17 protein-coding genes and 1 pseudogene are annotated in these 19299 nt (G+C 60.2%); 5 read left to right on the plus strand and 13 right to left on the minus strand.

Going from position 1 to position 19299, the window contains the following annotated elements:
* Positions 1–41: 41 nt before the first annotated feature.
* Complete coding sequence (locus tag AC07V9_RS27685) at positions 42–656, plus strand: hypothetical protein (RefSeq protein WP_495018803.1); 615 nt, start codon at positions 42–44, stop codon at positions 654–656.
* Positions 657–753: 97 nt separating this feature from the next.
* Here AC07V9_RS27685 and AC07V9_RS27690 read toward each other — a convergent pair whose 3' ends face one another.
* The 10 genes from AC07V9_RS27690 to AC07V9_RS27735 all read right to left on the minus strand — a co-directional run bounded on the left by AC07V9_RS27690 (position 754) and on the right by AC07V9_RS27735 (position 11043).
* On the minus strand, positions 754–1158 hold the full coding sequence (locus tag AC07V9_RS27690; RefSeq protein ID WP_495018826.1) for a type II toxin-antitoxin system HicB family antitoxin: 405 nt from the start codon (positions 1156–1158) through the stop codon (positions 754–756).
* Between the two features lie 20 nt (positions 1159–1178).
* Positions 1179–1376 carry a type II toxin-antitoxin system HicA family toxin gene (locus AC07V9_RS27695; RefSeq protein WP_495018804.1) on the minus strand — a complete coding sequence of 66 codons (198 nt, stop codon included), beginning with the start codon at positions 1374–1376 and terminating at the stop codon, positions 1179–1181.
* 95 nt (positions 1377–1471) lie between these two features.
* Entirely contained in the window at positions 1472–2407 is a 936-nt protein-coding gene (locus AC07V9_RS27700) for a carbohydrate kinase family protein (RefSeq protein ID WP_495018805.1), read from the minus strand.
* 22 nt (positions 2408–2429) lie between these two features.
* Positions 2430–3911: a xylulokinase gene (xylB, locus tag AC07V9_RS27705; RefSeq protein ID WP_495018806.1), complete on the minus strand. Its 1482-nt coding sequence runs from the start codon at positions 3909–3911 to the stop codon at positions 2430–2432.
* 22 nt (positions 3912–3933) lie between these two features.
* Positions 3934–5433 (minus strand): mannitol dehydrogenase family protein, encoded by a 1500-nt coding sequence (locus tag AC07V9_RS27710; RefSeq protein ID WP_495018807.1) that lies wholly within the window; start codon positions 5431–5433, stop codon positions 3934–3936.
* 33 nt (positions 5434–5466) lie between these two features.
* The gene (locus AC07V9_RS27715; RefSeq protein ID WP_495018808.1) at positions 5467–6570 is read right to left on the minus strand and encodes an ABC transporter ATP-binding protein; all 1104 of its coding nucleotides are present in this window, start codon (positions 6568–6570) and stop codon (positions 5467–5469) included.
* Between the two features lie 147 nt (positions 6571–6717).
* Positions 6718–7551: a carbohydrate ABC transporter permease gene (locus AC07V9_RS27720; protein WP_495018809.1), complete on the minus strand. Its 834-nt coding sequence runs from the start codon at positions 7549–7551 to the stop codon at positions 6718–6720.
* Between the two features lie 10 nt (positions 7552–7561).
* Positions 7562–8494, minus strand: coding sequence for a carbohydrate ABC transporter permease (locus tag AC07V9_RS27725; protein WP_495018810.1), 933 nt, complete (start codon positions 8492–8494; stop codon positions 7562–7564).
* A gap of 78 nt (positions 8495–8572) precedes the next feature.
* Positions 8573–9898, minus strand: coding sequence for an ABC transporter substrate-binding protein (locus AC07V9_RS27730; RefSeq protein ID WP_495018811.1), 1326 nt, complete (start codon positions 9896–9898; stop codon positions 8573–8575).
* A 239-nt stretch (positions 9899–10137) separates the two neighbouring features.
* Positions 10138–11043, minus strand: a complete 906-nt coding sequence (locus tag AC07V9_RS27735) for a helix-turn-helix domain-containing protein (protein WP_495018812.1) — start codon at positions 11041–11043, stop codon at positions 10138–10140.
* A gap of 156 nt (positions 11044–11199) precedes the next feature.
* On the opposite strand from AC07V9_RS27735, the gene cobF reads away from it, so the two are divergent.
* A complete protein-coding gene (cobF, locus tag AC07V9_RS27740; RefSeq protein WP_495018813.1) occupies positions 11200–11961 on the plus strand; it encodes a precorrin-6A synthase (deacetylating) in 762 nt (253 codons plus the stop codon).
* Between the two features lie 71 nt (positions 11962–12032).
* Here the strand turns inward: cobF and AC07V9_RS27745 are convergent, their stop codons facing one another.
* Positions 12033–12728 carry a pirin family protein gene (locus tag AC07V9_RS27745; protein ID WP_495018814.1) on the minus strand — a complete coding sequence of 232 codons (696 nt, stop codon included), beginning with the start codon at positions 12726–12728 and terminating at the stop codon, positions 12033–12035.
* A gap of 365 nt (positions 12729–13093) precedes the next feature.
* Between AC07V9_RS27745 and AC07V9_RS27750 the strand changes: the two genes are divergently transcribed.
* Positions 13094–15508 carry a UvrD-helicase domain-containing protein gene (locus AC07V9_RS27750; RefSeq protein ID WP_495018827.1) on the plus strand — a complete coding sequence of 805 codons (2415 nt, stop codon included), beginning with the start codon at positions 13094–13096 and terminating at the stop codon, positions 15506–15508.
* A gap of 132 nt (positions 15509–15640) precedes the next feature.
* Here AC07V9_RS27750 and AC07V9_RS27755 read toward each other — a convergent pair whose 3' ends face one another.
* Positions 15641–15922 carry a DUF1652 domain-containing protein gene (locus AC07V9_RS27755; RefSeq protein WP_495018815.1) on the minus strand — a complete coding sequence of 94 codons (282 nt, stop codon included), beginning with the start codon at positions 15920–15922 and terminating at the stop codon, positions 15641–15643.
* Between the two features lie 627 nt (positions 15923–16549).
* Between AC07V9_RS27755 and AC07V9_RS27760 the strand changes: the two are divergent.
* Positions 16550–17302 (plus strand): annotated as a pseudogene (locus AC07V9_RS27760) (MCP four helix bundle domain-containing protein); the annotation flags it as partial.
* Entirely contained in the window at positions 17297–18160 is an 864-nt protein-coding gene (locus AC07V9_RS27765; RefSeq protein WP_495018828.1) for a methyl-accepting chemotaxis protein, read from the plus strand. The pseudogene AC07V9_RS27760 and the gene AC07V9_RS27765, both read left to right, overlap by 6 nt.
* A gap of 153 nt (positions 18161–18313) precedes the next feature.
* Here AC07V9_RS27765 and AC07V9_RS27770 read toward each other — a convergent pair whose 3' ends face one another.
* Entirely contained in the window at positions 18314–19294 is a 981-nt protein-coding gene (locus AC07V9_RS27770) for a 2-hydroxyacid dehydrogenase (protein WP_495018829.1), read from the minus strand.
* Positions 19295–19299: the final 5 nt, after the last annotated feature.

The following is a 19299-nucleotide window of genomic DNA, read 5'->3' on the forward strand; positions in this document are numbered from 1 at the left end:
CTGGTCACGGATGCATCGATAACCTGATAAGGAGGTGAAAGATGATCATTGGTAACAGTGCCATCCAGCACTTTGTGTCCAAAGCCGTGGCCCACACGCAATACGACACGACGGACAAGGATGCGTACACCACTGCAGCTGTGGCCAGCTCGTCTGCGCCTGTCGCGGCAATCTCGGGCAGCACTGACAGCGCCACCGACAGCAGTGCCGGTAAAGGCTACGATGAGTCTTTCGCCAAAATGATGGTGAACCTCAAAGCGGCCATGGCCAACACCACCTCGTCGGTATCGGATGATGACAAGGCGGCTGCCGCTGCTGCGTTTTCCTCCAGCACCGACAAACAGGTCGCAGCGTCGGACAGCGTGACCAAAACCGTCGATGACCAACTCGCTGCCGTTGAGGGCGCCGACTCCAGTGCTTCGGTCAGCGCGTCGGCCAAGGACCAGTTCCTGGCGTACATGAACCAGAGCGATGCCGAGAAGGTGCGTCAGCAACTGACCGGCGTTTCGAAGGACGAGTACGACAACATGACGCCTGAACAGCAGGCCGCTGTGGACAAGAAAGTGGCCGAGTTGCAGAAACAGAAGACTGACCAGCAAATCGCCGAGCAAGAGGTCAAGACCAGGATCGCCATGGCGAAGGCGGAAATGGCCTGAGGTTCGGGCTTGCAGCGTTTTGCGGGTGCTTGATGAGAAAGGGGCAGCGGTGATGACCGGTTGCCCCTTTTTTATGGCGGGACTTTTTCGCTGACGTTTAAAGGCGGGTCAATTTTTCCAGCGCCGCATCGGCCAGGAAAGATGACCGGCTCTTGATGTTGTGGTCCCGCACGTAGCGATCAATGCGCTGAATGACAAAACCGGGGAGGGTGACATTGACCTTTTCCGTCTTGCCCAGATACGGCGCGATGTCGATTTCCAGCATCCCCCAGCCCATCCCTGCGAAGTCGGGATGGGCGTGATGATTCCTGGCAGACGTCGGCATCGGCACCGATTGCCCGCTGGTCACGAGCTCTTCTAGCATGATGTGGGCAATTTCGATAGCGGCGTTGTAAGCGTCCTCGAACGTATCGCCTGCCGTCACCGCACCTGGAATGTCCGGAATCTGGATGCCGATCGCGGTGGAATCGTCACCCCATTCGATGGCGATGGGATATTGCATAGTGTGCTCCTGCGAAAGAATCAGGCCTGCTCGGGTGGGGTTGGCCATGCGCGCCTTCTGATGCTTTTTACGGTTCCCAGTGGTAGGTCCTTCTTGGGATGCGGTACAGGGATCGAGTAAGGGCTCAGCGGGTGCGTGAAGATGTGATGACTTCCTCGAATCCGCTGCAGCGTCCATCGCGCCGCTTCCAGTTCTGCTATCAGTTCTCTGCTCTTCACCACCAACATCCCTTTGATGTGCAAGGGCGCTGATGGTGGGCTGAGCGTGATGGTAGATCAAGCTGGAAGATGTATCTAGAGGTATAAACGGCCTGTCAAACCAGCTGATCCCGATACGGCAAATCCGGCCCCACGCGGGTGCAGGTCACTGCCGCCGCAGCCACCGCGAAATTCAGCATGTCGGTCAGCGTTTCGCGGTTCAGCGTTGGCAGACTCCGCGGGGTGTCGAGTTCGCGTTCGGTGAGAAAGGTGATCAGCGCGGCCTGGAAGGTATCGCCAGCGCCCACGGTATCCGCGGTTTTGACGTCGCGGGCGGGGACGGACCAGTGACCCAGTTCCCGGGTGAAAACGGTCGCGCCCTCGCGGCCACGGGTCATGATCACCAGCTGGCAATTGTGCTGCAGCCAGCTTTTGGCGACGGTTTCGGCGTCGCTGTCGGGGTAGAGCAGGTGCAGGTCTTCGTCGCTGACCTTGATGATGTGGGCGTGTTCGGCGAATTTGCTCACCTGGCTACGCCACAGCTCGATGCTCGGTGCCGGGTTGAGGCGCACGTTGGGGTCGAAGGTGATCAGGCGCTTGCCGCTTTCCCGTCGCACCAGTGCCAGCAGCGCGTCTGCAACGGGCTGCACCACCAGCGAGAACGAGCCCACATGCAGGCCACGTACGCTGGCATCCAGGGTTGGCAGGCGATCGGCGGACAGCAAGCGGTCGGCGCAGCCTTCACCACGAAAGCTGTACTGCGGCGAGCCATCGGCGCCTACCGCCACCATCGACAGGGTGGTGGGGGCGTCAAATTGAGTCAAAAAATCGGCCCGCACGCCTTCTGCCTCCAGCACCGCCGCCAGGCGTTTACCCAGGTAGTCGGTGGAAATCCCGGCGAAGAAACCGGCGTCAACGCCCAGCCTGCGCAGGCCCACGGCGACGTTGAACGGCGAGCCACCGGCTATGGCCTGATAGCCGATTTTGTTGAGTTGTGCGCTGTCCGGCTGACTGAAAAAGTCGAACAGTGCTTCGCCACAGACCAAGTACATAAATGCTCCGTAAGGGCAGTCGTCAGATGCCCTGCAATTGATTGCGATAATGCTGGTAAACCGTGTGATACGCGGCCACATGCTCAGGCACCGGGCGGGTTTCGCTCTGCGCATCCAGGCTCACGCAACGTTCGCTCAGAGCCTGCAAGGTTTCTTTGCCGCCGCTGGCGTGGGCGTAGCACCAGGCCGCCTGAATGGCCGCGCCCAGGGCCGCCGCTTCGGTGCCGGTGGTGCAGATGACGGGCGTGTCCATGATATCGGCGACGATCTGCCGCCAGATCGCGCTTTTCGCGCCACCGCCGATCAGGCGGATGTTGGCGCTCTTGATCCCGCTGTCGCGCAGCAGGTCCAACCCGTAACGCAAGCCGAAGGTGGTGCCCTCGACAACCGCGCGGCACAGGTTGGCCTGATTGAGGTTGGTGCTGTCCAGCCCCAGAATGCTGCCCGTGGCGTGGGGCAGGGCGGGCACCCGTTCGCCATTGAGGAACGGCAACATCAACACGCCTTGTGCACCGATGGGGGACGACGCGATGGCTGCGTTGAACGCGCCGATGTCGAGCGCAAACAGCTCACGAATGGCGCTGGTGGCGTTGGTCAGGTTCATGGTGCAGATCAGCGGCAGCCAGCCGCCGGACGACGAACAGAAGGTCGCCACCGAGGGCTGCGCGCTGACGTTAGCCGCGTCGGCAAAGGCGTAGACCGTGCCCGACGAGCCCAGGCTCATGGTGATAGAGCCCGGCGCGATGTTGCCGGTGCCGATGGCGCCCATCATGTTGTCGCCGCCGCCGCTGGAAACGATGGCGTCAGGGTTGATGCCCAGGCGTTCGGCAATGGCGGGGAGAATCCTGCCCACCGGCTCATGGGCTTCCAGCAGCTCCGGCAATGCCTTGACCAATCGGCCCGTGGGGTCGATGTGGTTGAGAATGTCGACGTCCCATTCACGGGTGCGCACATTGAAATAGCCGGTGCCGGACGAGTCGCCGAATTCACTGCAGCACCGCCCGGTCAGCCAGTAATTGAGGTAGTCATGGGGCAGCAGGACCTTGTCGATCCGCGCGAACAGGTCGGGGAACTGTTCTTTGCTCCACAGCAGCTTGGAAACCGTGTAACCCGGCGCGATGGCGATGCCCAGCCGCTCCAGCGAGCCCGCTTCGCCGCCCAGGTAGTCCAGCAGGCGATCGTTCTCGGGCGCTGATTCGGTGTCGCACCAGAGCTTGGCCGGGCGCAGTACATGGCCCAGCTCGTCGATCATCACCAGCCCGTGTTGCTGGCCGGACACGCCGATGCCCTGTATCTCGGCACCCGATATGCCAGCCTGCGCCAGTGCTGCTGCGGTCGCCTGCTCGAATGCCGTCAGCCAGTCCTGCACATCCTGCTCGCGACGCCCGTTGGCGCCGCTGATCATGTGATGCGCGCCTGAGCCTTCGCCCAGAACCTTGCCGCTGACGGCGTCCAGGACAATCGCCTTGGTGCCCTGGGTGCCGCAATCGATGCCGAGAAACATGTTCACCTCTTTACCTATGAGCTCAGACGGTTTTCGCCAACAGGTTTTCCAGGGTCTTGCTGACGCCCAGTTGCTTGAGGCTGTTGAGGTTGTGTTCGAACGAGGCGACAAATTCAGCGGATTTCGGAATCGCCGCGCCGAAGATTTCCTCGACCTCCAGCAGACGTTGCGTCACCAGCACGTCCTCGGCCACCAGCGCCTTGCAGAAGTCGGCGCGTGGGTCCACGACCTTGTACTCGACGCCGTTCTCGCCTTTGAAGTCGCCGTTTCTATTGCCTTGCAGGTACAGCGCCCAGGCTGCCACCACCAAAGAGGCGCGGTCCATATTGCCTTGATCGACGATCAAACGGTTGATGGTCGGCACGGTGAATTTCGGAAATTTCGACGAGCCGTCCGAGCACACGCGCTCCAGTTGGTCGGCGATGGCCTGGTTGGAGAAACGGTCGATCAACGTCTGCTTGTAGTCAGTCAGATCGATGCCTGGCACCGGCGCCAGTTGCGGAGTCACATCCAGGTCCATGTAAGTGCGGATGTAGTCAACGAACAGCGGGTCGTTCATGGTTTCGTGAACGAAGCGATAGCCCTTCAACGCGCCCAGGTAAGTCAGGGCCAAGTGGCTGCCGTTGAGCAGCTTGATCTTCATTTCTTCGTAAGGGGTCACGTCGTCGGTGAACTGCACACCGACCTTTTCCCACGCCGGGCGGCCGTTGACGAACTTGTCTTCCAGCACCCACTGCACGAAGGGTTCGCAGACCACAGGCCAGGCGTCATCAATCCCTTTTGCGTCGTGCAATTGCAGGCGGTGGGCGGTGCTGGTCATGGGTGTTATGCGGTCGACCATGGCATTGGGGAAGCTGACATGTGCGGCGATCCAGTCATGCAGTTCGGCGTCGCGCAGTTTGGCGAAGGCCAGCAGGGCCTTGCGGGTCACGGCGCCGTTGTGCGGCAGGTTATCGCAGGACATCAGGGTGAACGCTGGCGTGCCCTCGGCGCGGCGTTTGGCCAGCGCGGCGCACAGGTAGCCGAACACGGTTTTCGGCGTGGCCGGGTGCTGCAGGTCGTGCTGGATCTGCGGCAGGTGACTCATGAATTCGCCGGTGCTGTCGTCGATGCAGTAACCGCCTTCGGTGATGGTCAGCGAAACGATCTTGATCTCAGGGCTGGCGAGTTTGTCGATCAGTGCCAAGTCGTTGTCGGTGGACATCAGCATCTGGCTCATGGCGCCGATGATGCGGGTTTCGGTGTCCGGGGTGTCGCCCAGCTCGAACAGGGTGTAAAGGAAATCCTGGCCTTTGAGCGCTTCGAAGTTGTTGCGGTCTTCTTCACGCAGGCTGACGCCGCAGATGGCCCAGTCCAGACCCTCGCCTTTGTTCATGAGTGCGTCGGTGTAAAACGCCTGGTGCGCGCGGTGAAAGCCGCCGACGCCGATGTGGGCGATGCCCTGACGGCGATCTTCGAGGGCGTAGGCGGGCAGCGCGATGCCATCACCCAGGTTCGACAGGTTCTGTTTGTTCAGCTTCATGACTGCATTCCCGATTCTGTGAGGGCCGACTGCTCAGGCAGCGGCCTGCAAGGCTTTACGAATGACCTGGCCCTGTGCGTCGAACAGGTGGCAATGGGTGGCGTCCAGGTGCAGGTTCAGGGTTTCGCCGTACTGGCTGGCCAGGTCGCCGCGAATACGCATGGTCAGCGCTTCGCCGGATTGCGTGCGCACGTGGCAATAGGTGTCGCTGCCCAGACGCTCGCTGACGTCGGCCACCACCTGCAGCTGGCATTCGCCGGGCTTGGCCAGCTCCAGATGCTCAGGGCGAATGCCCAGGGTCACGGCGTCGCCGACACTCTGTTGGCCGTTGCTGAAGGGCAGGCGGATTTGGGTGCCGGCCTCCAGCGATACTTCGCAACCGCTGGCATCGACGCGGCTGACCTTGCCCTTGAGGAAGCCCATTTTCGGCGTGCCGAGGAAGCCTGCGACGAACAGGTTGGCGGGGTGGTGATACAGCTCAAGCGGCGAGCCCACCTGCTCGACGCGCCCGCCGTTCAGCACCACGACCTTGTCGGCCAGGGTCATGGCTTCGACCTGGTCGTGTGTCACGTAGATCATTGTGGCTTGCAACTCTTTGTGCAGGCGCGACAGCTCCAGACGGGTCTGCACTCGCAGCGCTGCGTCGAGGTTGGACAGGGGTTCGTCGAACAGGAAGATTTTCGGGTTGCGCACGATGGCACGACCGATGGCCACGCGCTGACGCTGACCACCCGAAAGCTGCTTGGGTTTGCGCTCCAGCAGCGGCCCGAGCTGCAGAATGCGTGCCGCTTCGGCGACCTTTTTCTCGACCTCGGCTTTTGGCGTGCCAGCCAGGTCCAGCGCGAAGGAGAGGTTCTTGCCCACGGTCATGTGCGGGTAGAGGGCGTAGGTCTGGAACACCATCGCCAGGTCGCGCTTGGCCGGGGTGACTTGGGTGATCTCGCGGCCATCGAGTTCGATGCTGCCGCTGGTGACGTCTTCAAGGCCTGCGATCAGGCGCAGCAGGGTGGATTTGCCGCAGCCGGACGGGCCTACGAAGACCACGAATTCACGGTCTTTGACGTCCAGGTCGATGCCTTTGATGATCTGGTGGCCGTCGAAGCCTTTTTGCAGATTTCTGATTGTCAGGTTAGCCATGTGGGGCTCCAGTTTTATTCTTCAAAAAACATCAGTTGTAGGAGCGCGCTTGCCCGCGATTGCGGTTTTCCAATCACTCTATGCGTTGCTGGACCAACGCAATCGCGGGCAAGCGCGCTTCTACACGGTAGAGTCGCTTCACTCTGCTTATTTCACCGCACCAAACGACAAACCGCGGACCAGCTGTTTCTGGCTGATCCAGCCAAAGATCAGGATCGGCGCACAAGCCAGGGTCGATACCGCCGACAACTTGGCCCAGAACAGTCCTTCGGGGCTTGAGTACGAGGCGATCAAAGCCGTCAGCGGCGCGGCGTTGGACGAGGTCAGGTTCAGCGACCAGAACGCTTCGTTCCAGCACAGGATCAGCGACAGCAACGCCGTTGAGGCCAGGCCGCCTTTGCAGATCGGAATCAGCACCTTGAAGATTTCCTGGCCGGTCGTCGCGCCGTCCAGCCGCGAGGCTTCGAGGATCTCGCCAGGGATGTCCTTGAAGTAGGTGTAAATCATCCAGACCACGATCGGCAGGTTGATCAGCGTGTAGATCACGATCAGCGCGATGCGCGAGTCCAACAGGCCAAAGGTCTTGGCCAGCAGGTAGATCGGCATCAGTACGCCCACCGGCGGCAGCATCTTGGTGGAGAGCATCCACAGCAGCGTGCTCTTGGTGCGTTTGGTCTCGAAGAAGGCCATGGAGTACGCCGCCGGCACCGCGATCAGCAGGCACAGAATCGTCGCGCTGAAGGAAATCAGTACCGAGTTCCAGGCGAAGTGGAAGTAATCACTGCGCTCCTGAATGTGCAGATAGTTTTCCAGGGTCGGCGTGAAGATGAACTGCGGCGGCGTGGCGAACGCGTCGATCTCGGTCTTGAAGCTGGTCAGCACCATCCAGAAGATCGGGAAGAAGATCAGCGCCGCGATCACCCACGACAGGGCGCCGAGCAGCACGCTTTGCAGGCGACGGGATTGTTTGAGCGTCATCATGATCGGGCCCTCAGGACTTGTCGGTGAGGTTTTTGCCGATCATCCGGATCAGGATGATGGCGGCAATGTTGGCAATGACCACGGCAATCAAGCCGCCCGCCGATGCCATGCCCACGTCGAATTGCAGCAGCGCCTGGTTGTAGATCAGGTACGCCAGGTTGGTGGAGGCGAAACCCGGTCCGCCGTTGGTGGTGGTGAAGATTTCCGCGAACACCGACAGCAGGAAGATCGTCTCGATCATCACCACGACCGCGATCGGGCGGGCCAGGTGAGGCAGGGTCAGGTGCCAGAAAATCGCGATGGGGCCCGCGCCGTCCAGACGCGCGGCCTCTTTCTGTTCCTGGTCCAGCGACTGCATGGCGGTCATCAGGATGAGGATCGCGAACGGCAGCCACTGCCAGGACACGATGATGATGATCGACAGCATTGGATAGTTGGCCAGCCAGTCGATGGGCTGGGCGCCAAACAACTTCCAGACCGAGGCCAGAATCCCCGAGACCGGGTGGAATATCAGGTTTTTCCAGATCAGCGCACTGACCGTGGGCATGATGAAAAATGGCGAGATCAGCAGCACACGGACGATGCCGCGACCGAGAAACTCGCTGGCTTCCAGCAGCGCGGAAATCAACACGCCGAGGATGACACTGATGGCCAGCACGCTACCGACCAGCAGCAGGGTGTTCATGGCGCCGGGGAAGAAACCCGAATCGGTGACGAAGAACTCGAAGTTCTCAAGGCCGACGAACTCGTTCTCGCCCGGATTGAGCAGGTTGTAGCGAATCAGCGAGAAGTAGATGGTCATGCCCAGCGGGACGATCATCCAGACCAGCAGCAACAGCACCGAAGGGCTGACCAGAAACCAGCCCGGTTTGGTGACGCTGCCTTTGTGTTGGTCTTTATCGCCAGCCGTGGCTGTGCGAGGGGGAAGGGTTGAGGTGTTCATGATGACTCCGAACCGGGGCAGTAGCGTAAGCGGGGCAGTGGCCGCCATGAGGCGACCACTGCCTGAAGACGAGCGGGATCAACCCTTTTTCGGGTAGCCCGCGCGCTTCATTTCACGCTCGGACACGCTTTGTGCGTTGGTCAGTGCCTGATCGACCGAGGAGGTGCCGACCAGTGCCGCAGAGAACTGCTGGCCCACGGAGGTACCGATCGACTGGAACTCAGGGATGGTCACCAGCTGGATGCCCACGTACGGCACGGGCTTCAAGGTCGGTGCTTTCGGCGTTACGGCCTTGAGCGATTCCAGGGTGATGTTGGCGAACGGCGCGGCTTTCTTGTACGCGTCGGTGTAGGTCGATGCGCGGGTGCCTGGCGGTACGTTGGACACGCCGTCTTTCTCGGCGACGAGGGCTGCGTACTCTTTGGAGGTCGCCCATTCGGTGAACGCGCGAGCGTCCTTGTCGTTCTTGGCGCTGGTCGGGATCGCCAGGGCCCAGGAGTACAGCCACGCCGAGCCTTTGTCGGTGACCTCGTGGGGCGCATAGGTAAAGCCCACGTTGTCCGCGACCTTGCTCTGGGATTTGTCGGTCACGAAGGACCCGGCGACGCTGGCGTCGACCCAGATGGCGCACTTGCCGCTGTTGAACAGCGCGAGGTTTTCGTTGAAGCCGTTGCTCGACGCGCCGGGAGGGCCGTCTTTCTTCATGACGTTGGTGTAGAAGGTCAGCGCGTTTTTCCATTCCGGCTGGTCGAACTGCGGCTTCCACTGCTCGTCGAACCAGCGCGCGCCAAAGGCGTTGGCGACGGTGGTGATCAACGCCATGTTCTCACCCCAGCCAGCCTTGCCGCGCAGGCAGATGCCGTACTGTTCTTTGGACTTGTCGGTGAGTTTGTCGGCGAATTCGGAAATCTGCGTCCAGGTCGGACGTTCCGGCATGGTCAGGCCTGCTGCCTGGAACAGGTCTTTGCGGTAGTAGGTGATCGAGCTTTCGGCGTAGAACGGCAAGGCGAACAGCTTGCCGTCGACTGACAGACCGTCACGTACCGATGGGAAAACGTCGTCCAGCGCGTAGGACGCCGGCAAATCGTTCATTTCCTTTAACCAACCTTTGGCGCCCCACAGTGACGCTTCGTACATGCCGATGGTCAGCACGTCGAACTGGCCGCCTTTGGTAGCGATGTCGGTGGTCAGGCGCTGGCGCAGCACGTTCTCTTCGAGCACGACCCACTTGAGCTTGATGTCCGGATGCTGTTCTTCGAAGGTTTTCGACAGCCGCTGCATGCGGATCATGTCGCTGTTGTTGACGGTGGCGATGGTCACGTCGCCCGCAGAAGCGCTGTTGCAGAGGGTGAAACCGAGAGTCAGACAGGTGCCAGCAAGCAAAACTTTTGCAGAGGTCTTCATGTATCTCTCCTCTTCTGCGCCCAGTGAACGGCAGAAGCCTGGTTATTGTTTTTGTTCCTTCCGGAGTCTGGAGGAAGTCGGTTGATTACAACGGTCCGCACAGACGATGACAAATCCTGCGACACACTCGAACTGATACTTTCTTGCACTCAGAGTTCAGCGGGCGACGCACCGAAACTGCGTTCCGGCAGGGCGCGGCGCAGTTTCAGCGTAGTAGATGAGGGCGGGGAGGGGGCGAATCAGTACAGGTTTTGTTCGGTCAGGCGCTGCACGGCCAGGCGCCGGTAATGCGAGGGCGTCATGCCTTTGAGTTGCTGAAAGCGGCGGTTGAAGTTGGAAATGTTGTTGAAACCGGATTCGAAACACACGTCAGTCACCGGTTTTTCGCCATCGGCCAGCAGTTCGCAGGATTTGCTGATACGCAGGCGATTGACGAATTCAACGAAGGTCCGCCCCGTGGCCTGCTTGAAGACGCGGGAGAAATAGGTGGGTTTCATGCCCAGATGGTCAGCGACTTCTTCGAGGGTCAGTTCTCGGGCGTAGTGGGTGAAGATGTAGTCCACCGCCTTGTTGGTGCGCTCTACTGCATGATCGTCTGACAACTGCGAAGCGGTCGTGCCTGACAGCAGCTGAAAATCATCGCTGGCCGCCAGCAGCTCCAACAGGATGAAAAAGTGCCCCAAGCGGGTCATGCCGTTGGAGTCGGCAATCTTTTGCATCAGCTTCATCGCCTGGCGGATCGTGCGCTTGCAGCGGAATTCGATGCCGTACTGCGCCCGCTCCAACAGTGGTGCCAGGGTCTTTAGCTCGGCGAACACCTGATTGCCGCTTTCCAGCAGTTCCTCGGTGAAGTTCACCAGCATGTCACGCTTGGGCACGACCTCGTCTTCCTCCACCTGGCTGATCCAGTTATGCGGCAGATTGGGCCCGGTGAGAAACAGCGTACCCGGATAGAAATTGCCGATGTAATCGCCCACGAACACCTTGCCGGAGCTGGCCACGATCAGATGCAGCTCGTATTCCTTGTGAAAGTGCCAGCGCACCAGCGGACAAGGAAAGCCATGCTCGCGGTAGATGATCGACAGGCCGTTGTGGTCGTCCATCAGCTCGTACGAAGGATCGGTGACTTTTGTTGTTTTGGTCATGCGCGTGTCGGGGGTTCGGGGGAGGCGTGGGGGTTAATGTGCACTATTTGTGGCGGGGAATACAGCGACCGATGCAGTGCGATCTTTGCAACGCCCGTCCCGGCCAGTCACTATCCTGAGCATTCACAGCGTGCGCCATTTCGGAACTGTAACCCCATGAAAAAAATCCTCGTCATCGGTATCGGCGCCGGAAATCCCGAGTACCTCACCGTTCAGGCGATCAAGGCGTTGAATCGGGCCAAGGTGTTTTTCATCCTCGACAAGGGCTATGCCAATGACGACTTGCTGCGTCTGCGTCGGGACATCTGCGAGCGTTACATCGAGGGTGACGACTACCGTCTGGTGCAAGTGCGCGACCCGCGGCGCGAGGATGATCTGCAGTCGTATGCGCAGGGCATCGAGCATTGGCATGAGCAGCGTGCGGCGTTGTTCGAGCAGTTGATCGCCGATGAGGTGAGTGACGAGCAGCCCGGCGGGTTTCTGGTGTGGGGTGATCCGGCGCTGTATGACAGCACGCTGCGCATTCTGGATCGGGTGTTGGCGCGGGGACGTGAGGTGTTCGAGTACGAGGTCATACCGGGAATCACCAGCGTGCAGGCACTGGCGGCGCAGCATCGGGTGACGTTGAACCGCATTGGCGAACCGATCCATATCACCACCGGGCGAAAACTGGCGCAAGAGGCAGTGGCGGCCATCGACAACGTGCTGGTGATGCTCGACGCTCACTGCACCTTCGAGCGCTTCGTCGATCAGGATCTGTACATCTATTGGGGCGCTTATATAGGCACGACCGATGAAATCCTGATTGCCGGCCCCTTGCGCGAGGTCAGTGAACGCATCAGGCAGACCCGCGAAACAGCGAGGGCCGAGAAGGGCTGGATCATGGACACCTACCTGCTGCGTCGGCCTTTGAGCTGAGCAACAATACGAAAAAAGGCCCCGGTCTCTTGCGAAACCGGGGCCTTCGTTTTTACAGCTTCAGCGTTGAATCAAGCGACATCCACCAGGACGATTTCACTGTCTTCGATGGCAGTGACTCGCAACACGCGTTCCTCGGCCACCGCGACACCGTCGCGGGCTTCGGCACGCAGGCCGTTGACTTCAATGATCCCGGTCGCTGGCACCAGGTACGCCCGGCGGCCTTCATCCAGCGCGTACTCGGCGGTTTCGCCAGCCTTGAGGTTGGCCGCTACCAGGCGAGCGTTGGCCCGAATGCGCAACTCGATGTCGTCATCGGCCTTGCCGCTGGCCAGCGTCACAAAGCCCTCGCGATTGCCTTTCGGGAACGGTTTGGCGCCCCAGGAAGGCGGAGCACCGACTTCGTCCGGGATGATCCAGATCTGGAAAATGCGCGTCTCTTTCGACTCCAGGTTGTACTCGCTGTGGGCCACACCGGTCCCGGCGCTCATGACTTGCACGTCACCGGCTTCAGTACGGCCACGGTTGCCCAGGCTGTCCTCGTGGGTGATCGCACCTTCACGCACATAGGTGATGATTTCCATATCGCGATGGGGGTGGCGCGGGAAGCCGGTGCCGGCTTCGATCACGTCATCGTTCCAGACCCGCAGCTGACCCCAGCTCATGCGGCTTGGGTCGTAGTAGTTGGCGAACGAGAAGTGGTGATGCGCGTTCAGCCAGCCGTGGTCTGCGCCGCCAAGGGATTTGAAAGGGCGAAGTTGCAGCATGATCAGTTCCTCCGTTAGCAGTGCCGAGCCATTCAGGTGGGGCGCCGCTGTTAGTTGCTGGAGCAATGATCCATCAATCTAATATCGACAAAAAGCGTAAGTTTTGCGTCATTATGATCGAAATATTAAATGTGATAGACGACCGGTATTTGGCTCGGCACACGCACTTGATCGGCTAACGCCATGACCGTAAAGCATTTCGCTGGAGCTTGGCGGCGAATGGGGTGACCATAGGCGCCTCTCGTTCTACGCTGATATCCGGAGCCCGCGTGTTGCACGATTTTCCCGCCGAGCCACCCCACGAGCTGCCCCCCGACCTGAACACCCCTGATCGCCTGCCGTTCTTCAAGCGCCTGCTGGCGCGGATGATTGGCCGCAGCCTGTCGCGCATGCAGGCCCAGCACGTGCCGTCGTGGCAGCAGGGCCATGCCGACGGTTTCCTCAACGGTCACGCCGAAGGCCTGAACGAGGGCTACGCCGAGGGGCATCTGGATGGCATCGAAGAGGGCCGTCGCGTACTGGTGATTCGCGACACCCGGCCGCTCGAGCATCGCGGGCCGGAAGTCGACGACCATCTGTTCGACGACTGGCGTCTGCCGCTGAGCAACGAGCTGAAAAAACGCATCAAGGCAGACGTTGCCGAAAAGTTGCCAGCCCACGCCCAGCCCACCGTCGCGCAATGGAAGATGATCTTCAGCGACACGCCCTCCACCTATGTGATCGCAGGCGCGGGTGCGGGCAAGTCGACGTCGCTGGTGCTGCGGGTGTTGCTGCTCAACCACTACCTGGGGTTCGAGCTGGACACCATGACCGTGGTGACCTTTACCCGCGAGTCGCGCAAGGACTTCATCAACAAACTCATCGAGATCATGGGCCTGTGGGGCCATGACCTGTCGCTGCGCCAAGCCCGCGAGGTGGTGCGCACCTTCCACTCGCGCATCCTGCCGCTGGTGCGCAGCCTGCCGGGCTTCGAGCAATTACAGGCTTTCGAAAACCTGAGCAGCCAGAGTGCCGATCTGTTCGGCAACAACTTGCTCGACGACGGCGCCGACAGCAACCCGTTCGATCTGCGGATCAATGAAGCCCAGCGTCAGCAGATGAACCTGTGCTATCGCGACCTGTACGCCGCCAACCTGCGTTTTCGCGAGGTCATGGCGCCGCTCTACCGGCATTCGTTGCAGCTCAAGGAACTGGACCGCGATCACCCCGACGTGCAGAAGCGCATCACCGTGATGGGCCTGTCGTCCAAGCGCGATGAAGAGCTGTGCGACGTCATCGAGGACCTGTGGATTCGCAAGGGCGCCTGGCCGATTCAGGGCGTCGAGCCGATGCGCCAGACCGTCGAAGTCAGCGGCCTGACCTTTCATGTGCATGGCTACGCAGCGGAGCTGGACGCCTGGATCGTGCTGGGTTTCGACCCCAGCGAAGACCAGCACCTGCGCCGCCCGGACGCCAAACTGCCGGTGTGGGCCGAATGGGTCATCAAACGCACGCTGTTCCAGGCGTTCTGTCGCAAACCGGTGATTTGGCTGGAAAACTACGAAGCCTCGCGGGGCATGATGCAGTCGCTGTCGGGGGCTGCCGTCGCCGGGCCGGGCTTCGATTACAAGGTCAAAGGCGAGCTGAGCGCGGCGCCGTTGCTCGATTGCTTTGTGGCTGCTGCCGGTTTTATCGAAAACCTGGGACTGGACGTGCCGGACGCCGTGGCCCGGATGAGTTTCTCCAGCGAGGACCCAGACCGGTTCTTCTTCGAGGCCCTGAGCCTATTCTGGAAGGCGTTCGAGGACCATCTGCTGGAGCAGACTCCACCGGTGATGACCTACAACCGCATGTTCTCGCTGTTCGGCGAGAAGTCTCCGGAGAACCTCAAGCTGGTCAGCGATGAAGGCTTACGCCCGTTGTCGCAACTGATGATCGACGAATTTCAGGACGTATCGCCGCAGATCGTCTCGTGGATTCGCGCCAGCCTGCGCGAGGTGCGCAGCCGCGGGCCGGCGCTGCATGTGGGGCGAGGTGCTCAGCGTTCATCGCTGCTGTGCGTGGGTGATGACTGGCAGTCGATCTATGGCTGGCGGGGCAGTTCGCCGAAGTTTTTCATGGAATTCCCCAAGGAGTTCCCGTCGCCGTCGACCACCAAGGTCATGCTCAGCGATAACTTCCGCAGCCATCAGCACATCATCGACGCCGCCGAGCACATCGTCCGTGCAGCGCCTGCCATCAGCGGCAAGAAGGCCCGGGCCAGCGGGCCGGTGCAGGAATTGCTGCCGGTCACTGTGCTGGATCGTAACGACGACCAGTTGGTGGCGAGCCTGATCGAGCATTACAACGCGGGCGATTCGGTGTTGCTGCTCTACCGCAAGGGCAGCGAGCGCAGCAAATTGCCTGAGGCGTTGCAGCATCTGATTAACGCCGACTACGCGCTGCCGCCTCAGCAGCGGCGCCTCAAGCAGCTGACCTATCACAGCGCCAAGGGCCTGCAGGCGGACGCCGTGTTCCTGCTTGGCGATTGCCAGCACCTGACCCAGTCGCCCTTCAAGAATCAGGTGTACCAGCTGGCGGGGTTGGGTAAGGAGGGCGATCTGGAGGCGTTCGACAACGCGCAGAAAGATGAAGTGCTGCGCCTGGCTTATGTGGCCATCACCCGAGCGGTGCGACATTGCTACTGGTTTATCGACGCGTCGGGCAATGACGAGGCCAATATCCCCAAGGCGTCAGCGCGGATCGCGGGGGACAAGGCGTTTTTTGAGGATCGGCGAGGGGCTGTGGTGACGGAACCGTAGCGTGAATTTATCTCTGTGGGAGCGAATTCATTCGCGAAGGGATGGGACATCCGCCAGATATGTTTCGAATGTACCGGCCTCTCGCGAATGAATTCGCTCCCACAGGTCATGCATCCATCTGGAAACCGTGCATCAAGCCTGGTGCAAATAAAGCGTCTGATGGGGCACGAAGGTCTCCAGCTCCAGCTCGATCGCCTCGATGATGCGTTCCACGTCCATCGCATTCATCACCGTCGCGCAGGGGATGCCGGCAATGGCGATCACCGTTTCACCACTGGCACGGTCGAACAGGCGCGCGACCATACTGCCGGGTGCATCCATGTTGGCTTCGAAGCCCACAGGATGAAAATGCCAGCGCATCAGCTGGCAGGCGTTGGGGAATGTGACCTTATTCATGGTACCCACCTCGTTCAATCGAGCAATTCCAGAGCTCCGCAGGGCAGGAAAAACGGTGTCTGCTGCCTCGTGTCGAGAACGGCGCAACGCGTGTGCAAGAGCGCAGCGTGGCTTTGTATTCGTCCTTCGTTGGTCGACGCGAGGTCTCGCAGCTCACGAGTCAGGTAAAAGTAGCACTGACTTCTTACAGGGAAGGGAAAAATTTCCTACGAAGAGAAGAACTTTACGCTTCTTTGATGTACGTCATGACTTGATATACGTAATGGCTATTTGTACAACCGCTAAATAGATATTTTGAATATAAGGCATCAAGCCACTGCTGAAGATATGTCACCTGTTTTTGTGTGAAAAAGTATAAAAACTTAACATGCACGAACATCCTTGTAAGCTTGGTTTAGCACGCAAACGTTTTCCGATTTTCTATTCGGTCCGTAAAAACATCCGTTTTAAAAAAATAATTAAAGCGCCCTGAATTAATAGCGGGGAGCGGCCGATAGAAGATCAGGCGCAAGAGAAATCCCAACTTGCCTTCATCGCTTGCCGCCGACTTGCCTTTTAGACGAATTGAAGTTTCTGGTGCACGAACATCGCATGGACGCGCTCCGCCGGATCTTTTAAGAGAGACATTCCATGTCGATTAGAAACATGAACATTGCGCCTCGCGCCTTCCTGGGGTTCGCCTTCATTGCCGTTCTGGTGATCGGGCTGGGCTTTTTCTCTCTTAACCGCATGGCCGAGATTCGACAGGCCGCCACCGACATGGAAACCAATCAGCTGCCCAGTGTGGGTTATCTGGGCAACATGCTGGAAAATACGTTGCGCCTGCGCATCACCTCGTTCCGCACCCTGGTCAACCGCGAGCCTGCGGCCCTGCGTGAGACCGACACCCGTATCGCTGAGCTGATTGGCAAGTTGCAGGAGGCCAGGAAAAACTACGCCGCCTTGCCTGCCGTGGGTGAAGAACTGGCGGTTTATCGTCAGTTTGATGCGACGCTGTCGAGCTTTCTTGATGTACAGGCCCAGGTGCTGGACTTGTCGCGGCAGGAAAAAACCGAAGAGATGCGCAACTTGATCAACACCCGCATGAAAGAGGCGACAGACCTCATGGGTACTCAGATCAACCAGCTTATTAGTATTAATAAAGCCGGTGCCAAAGACGCGGCGGTGATTTCCAAAGAACAATACGATGGTGCGATTGTCGGCATCATCGCGGTGTCGGTCATCGCTACGTTAATGACCCTTCTGCTGGCCTGGTTATTGACCAGAAGTATCGTTAACCCGCTGTCTAGAGCCGTGCGTGCAGCAGAAGAAATTGCTGGCGGTGATCTGACCCGTCCGATCGAAATCGACGGTAACGACGAAGCGGCGCAGTTGTTGAAGTCGCTGTCGACCATGCAGCAGAACTTGCGCAAGACCATCGAACTGATTTCCGGCTCGGCCACGCAACTGGCGTCGGCGGCGGAAGAACTCAGCGCCGTGACTGAAGAGTCCTCCCGTGGCCTGCAGCAGCAGAACAATGAAATCGAACAGGCGGCCACGGCTGTCAACGAGATGACCGCAGCGGTCGAAGAAGTGGCGCGTAACGCGGTGTCGACTTCCGAAGCCTCGCAGCAGTCCAACCAGACCGCGCGTCAGGGCCGTGATCGGGTGGTCGAGACCGTCCGCTCGATTCAGGACATGACCCAGCAGATTCAGGCGACCACCGGATTGGTGGAAGGGCTGGCCGAACAGGGCCGTGACATCGGCAAGGTGCTGGACGTGATTCGTTCGATCGCCGAGCAGACCAACTTGCTGGCGCTCAACGCTGCCATCGAGGCCGCGCGGGCCGGTGAGGCTGGGCGCGGGTTTGCCGTGGTGGCGGATGAGGTGCGCGCATTGGCCCATCGCACGGCGCAATCGACCACCGAAATCGAGCAGATGGTGGCTGGGATTCAGACCCGTACCGGCGACGCCGTGCAGTCGATGTCGCGCAACACCGACAGCACGCGCAGCACGCTGAGCCTGGCCAGTTCGGCAGGGGACGCGCTGGAACTCATTACCGAAGCCATCTCGCAGATCAACGAGCGCAATCTGGTCATTGCCAGTGCGTCGGAAGAGCAGGCGCAGGTGTCGAGGGAAGTGGACCGCAATCTGGTGAACATCCGCGATCTGGCGGCGCAGACGGCGGCCGGGGCGAACCAGACCAGCGCGGCGAGTCATGAGCTGTCGCGCCTGGCGGTGGATTTGAAGGCGATGGTGACGCGGTTTAAGGTGTGATGCGGTTGACGGGTTGAACACCGTTAAAACTGAGGGAGCGAATTCATTCGCGAGAGGGCGGTACATCCAAAACATCTTTGGCGGATGTACCACCGTATCGCCAACGAATTCGCTCCCACAGGTACGGGGCAGGGCTTGATTCCAAGGCGCTGCCTATCGGCGCCAGGCTTCGGTATTGACCAAATCCTTCGGTCGCTCTCCAGCGAGCGCACTGATCATATTCTCCACCGCACAGCGGGCCATGGCCTCGCGGGTCTCGTGGGTCGCCGAGCCCATGTGCGGGGTCGCCACCACATTGTCGAACCCGAGCAACGGCGAATCCGCGGCCACAGGCTCGTGCTCGAAGACATCCAGCCCCGCCGCACGAATCTGCCCCTTGCGCAGGGCCTCGATCAGCGCCTGTTCATCCACCACCTTGCCTCGGGCGATGTTGATGAAGATCGTCTCCGGGCGCATCTGCGCGAATTGCGCGGCGCCGATGAGCCCTTCGGTTTCAGCGGTCAGCGGCAAGGTCAGGCAGACAAAGTCGGCTTCGCGCAACAGCGCCTCAAGGCTGCGGTACTGTGCGCCAAAGCGGGCCTCGACCTCAGGCTTGGGCGAGTGGCTGTGGTAGAGCACCGGCATGCCGAAACCCATGTGACCCCGTTGCGCCAAGGCCTCGCCGATGCGGCCCATGCCGATGATGCCCAGGGTCTTGCCATGCACATCGGTGCCGAAATGAGCGGGGCCGATGTTCTGTGTCCACTGCCCGTCGCGTACCATGCTGGCCAGTTCCACCACGCGCCGGGCCGTGGTCATGATTAGGGCAAAACCGGTGTCGGCGGTGGTTTCGGTCAGCACGTCCGGGGTGTTGGTCAGCAGGATGCCGCGCCGGGTGAGGGCGTCGATATCGTAATTGTCGATGCCCACCGAGACGCTGGACACCACCTTGAGCCTGGGCGCCAGGTCCAGCAGGCGCGCGTCCAGCTTGAGGCTGGCGCCCAGCAGGCCATCGGCCTGGGGCAGGGCGTCGCGCAGGCGGGCCATGCCGTCAGGGCTTTTCGGGTCTTCGATCAGTGTGACTTCAGCGACCGCCTGCAGACGCGCCATCAGGGGCGCCGACAGCTTTTTGTAGAGAACGACGTGCTTGTTCATCAGAG

It is taken from the genome of Pseudomonas sp. GW821-FHT02A11 (assembly GCF_059421985.1).

What these genes read in the sequence shown, in the direction of transcription:
- AC07V9_RS27685 (WP_495018803.1), top strand. Translation starts at nt 42, where the DNA reads ATGATCATTGGTAACAGTGCCATCCAGCACTTTGTGTCCAAAGCCGTG.
- AC07V9_RS27690 (WP_495018826.1), bottom strand. Translation starts at nt 1,158, where the DNA reads ATGCAATATCCCATCGCCATCGAATGGGGTGACGATTCCACCGCGATC.
- AC07V9_RS27700 (WP_495018805.1), bottom strand. Translation starts at nt 2,407, where the DNA reads ATGTACTTGGTCTGTGGCGAAGCACTGTTCGACTTTTTCAGTCAGCCG.
- xylB (WP_495018806.1), bottom strand. Translation starts at nt 3,911, where the DNA reads ATGTTTCTCGGCATCGATTGCGGCACCCAGGGCACCAAGGCGATTGTC.
- AC07V9_RS27710 (WP_495018807.1), bottom strand. Translation starts at nt 5,433, where the DNA reads ATGAAGCTGAACAAACAGAACCTGTCGAACCTGGGTGATGGCATCGCG.
- AC07V9_RS27715 (WP_495018808.1), bottom strand. Translation starts at nt 6,570, where the DNA reads ATGGCTAACCTGACAATCAGAAATCTGCAAAAAGGCTTCGACGGCCAC.
- AC07V9_RS27720 (WP_495018809.1), bottom strand. Translation starts at nt 7,551, where the DNA reads ATGATGACGCTCAAACAATCCCGTCGCCTGCAAAGCGTGCTGCTCGGC.
- AC07V9_RS27725 (WP_495018810.1), bottom strand. Translation starts at nt 8,494, where the DNA reads ATGAACACCTCAACCCTTCCCCCTCGCACAGCCACGGCTGGCGATAAA.
- AC07V9_RS27730 (WP_495018811.1), bottom strand. Translation starts at nt 9,898, where the DNA reads ATGAAGACCTCTGCAAAAGTTTTGCTTGCTGGCACCTGTCTGACTCTC.
- AC07V9_RS27735 (WP_495018812.1), bottom strand. Translation starts at nt 11,043, where the DNA reads ATGACCAAAACAACAAAAGTCACCGATCCTTCGTACGAGCTGATGGAC.
- cobF (WP_495018813.1), top strand. Translation starts at nt 11,200, where the DNA reads ATGAAAAAAATCCTCGTCATCGGTATCGGCGCCGGAAATCCCGAGTAC.
- AC07V9_RS27745 (WP_495018814.1), bottom strand. Translation starts at nt 12,728, where the DNA reads ATGCTGCAACTTCGCCCTTTCAAATCCCTTGGCGGCGCAGACCACGGC.
- AC07V9_RS27750 (WP_495018827.1), top strand. Translation starts at nt 13,094, where the DNA reads ATGATTGGCCGCAGCCTGTCGCGCATGCAGGCCCAGCACGTGCCGTCG.
- AC07V9_RS27765 (WP_495018828.1), top strand. Translation starts at nt 17,297, where the DNA reads ATGCAGCAGAACTTGCGCAAGACCATCGAACTGATTTCCGGCTCGGCC.
- AC07V9_RS27770 (WP_495018829.1), bottom strand. Translation starts at nt 19,294, where the DNA reads ATGAACAAGCACGTCGTTCTCTACAAAAAGCTGTCGGCGCCCCTGATG.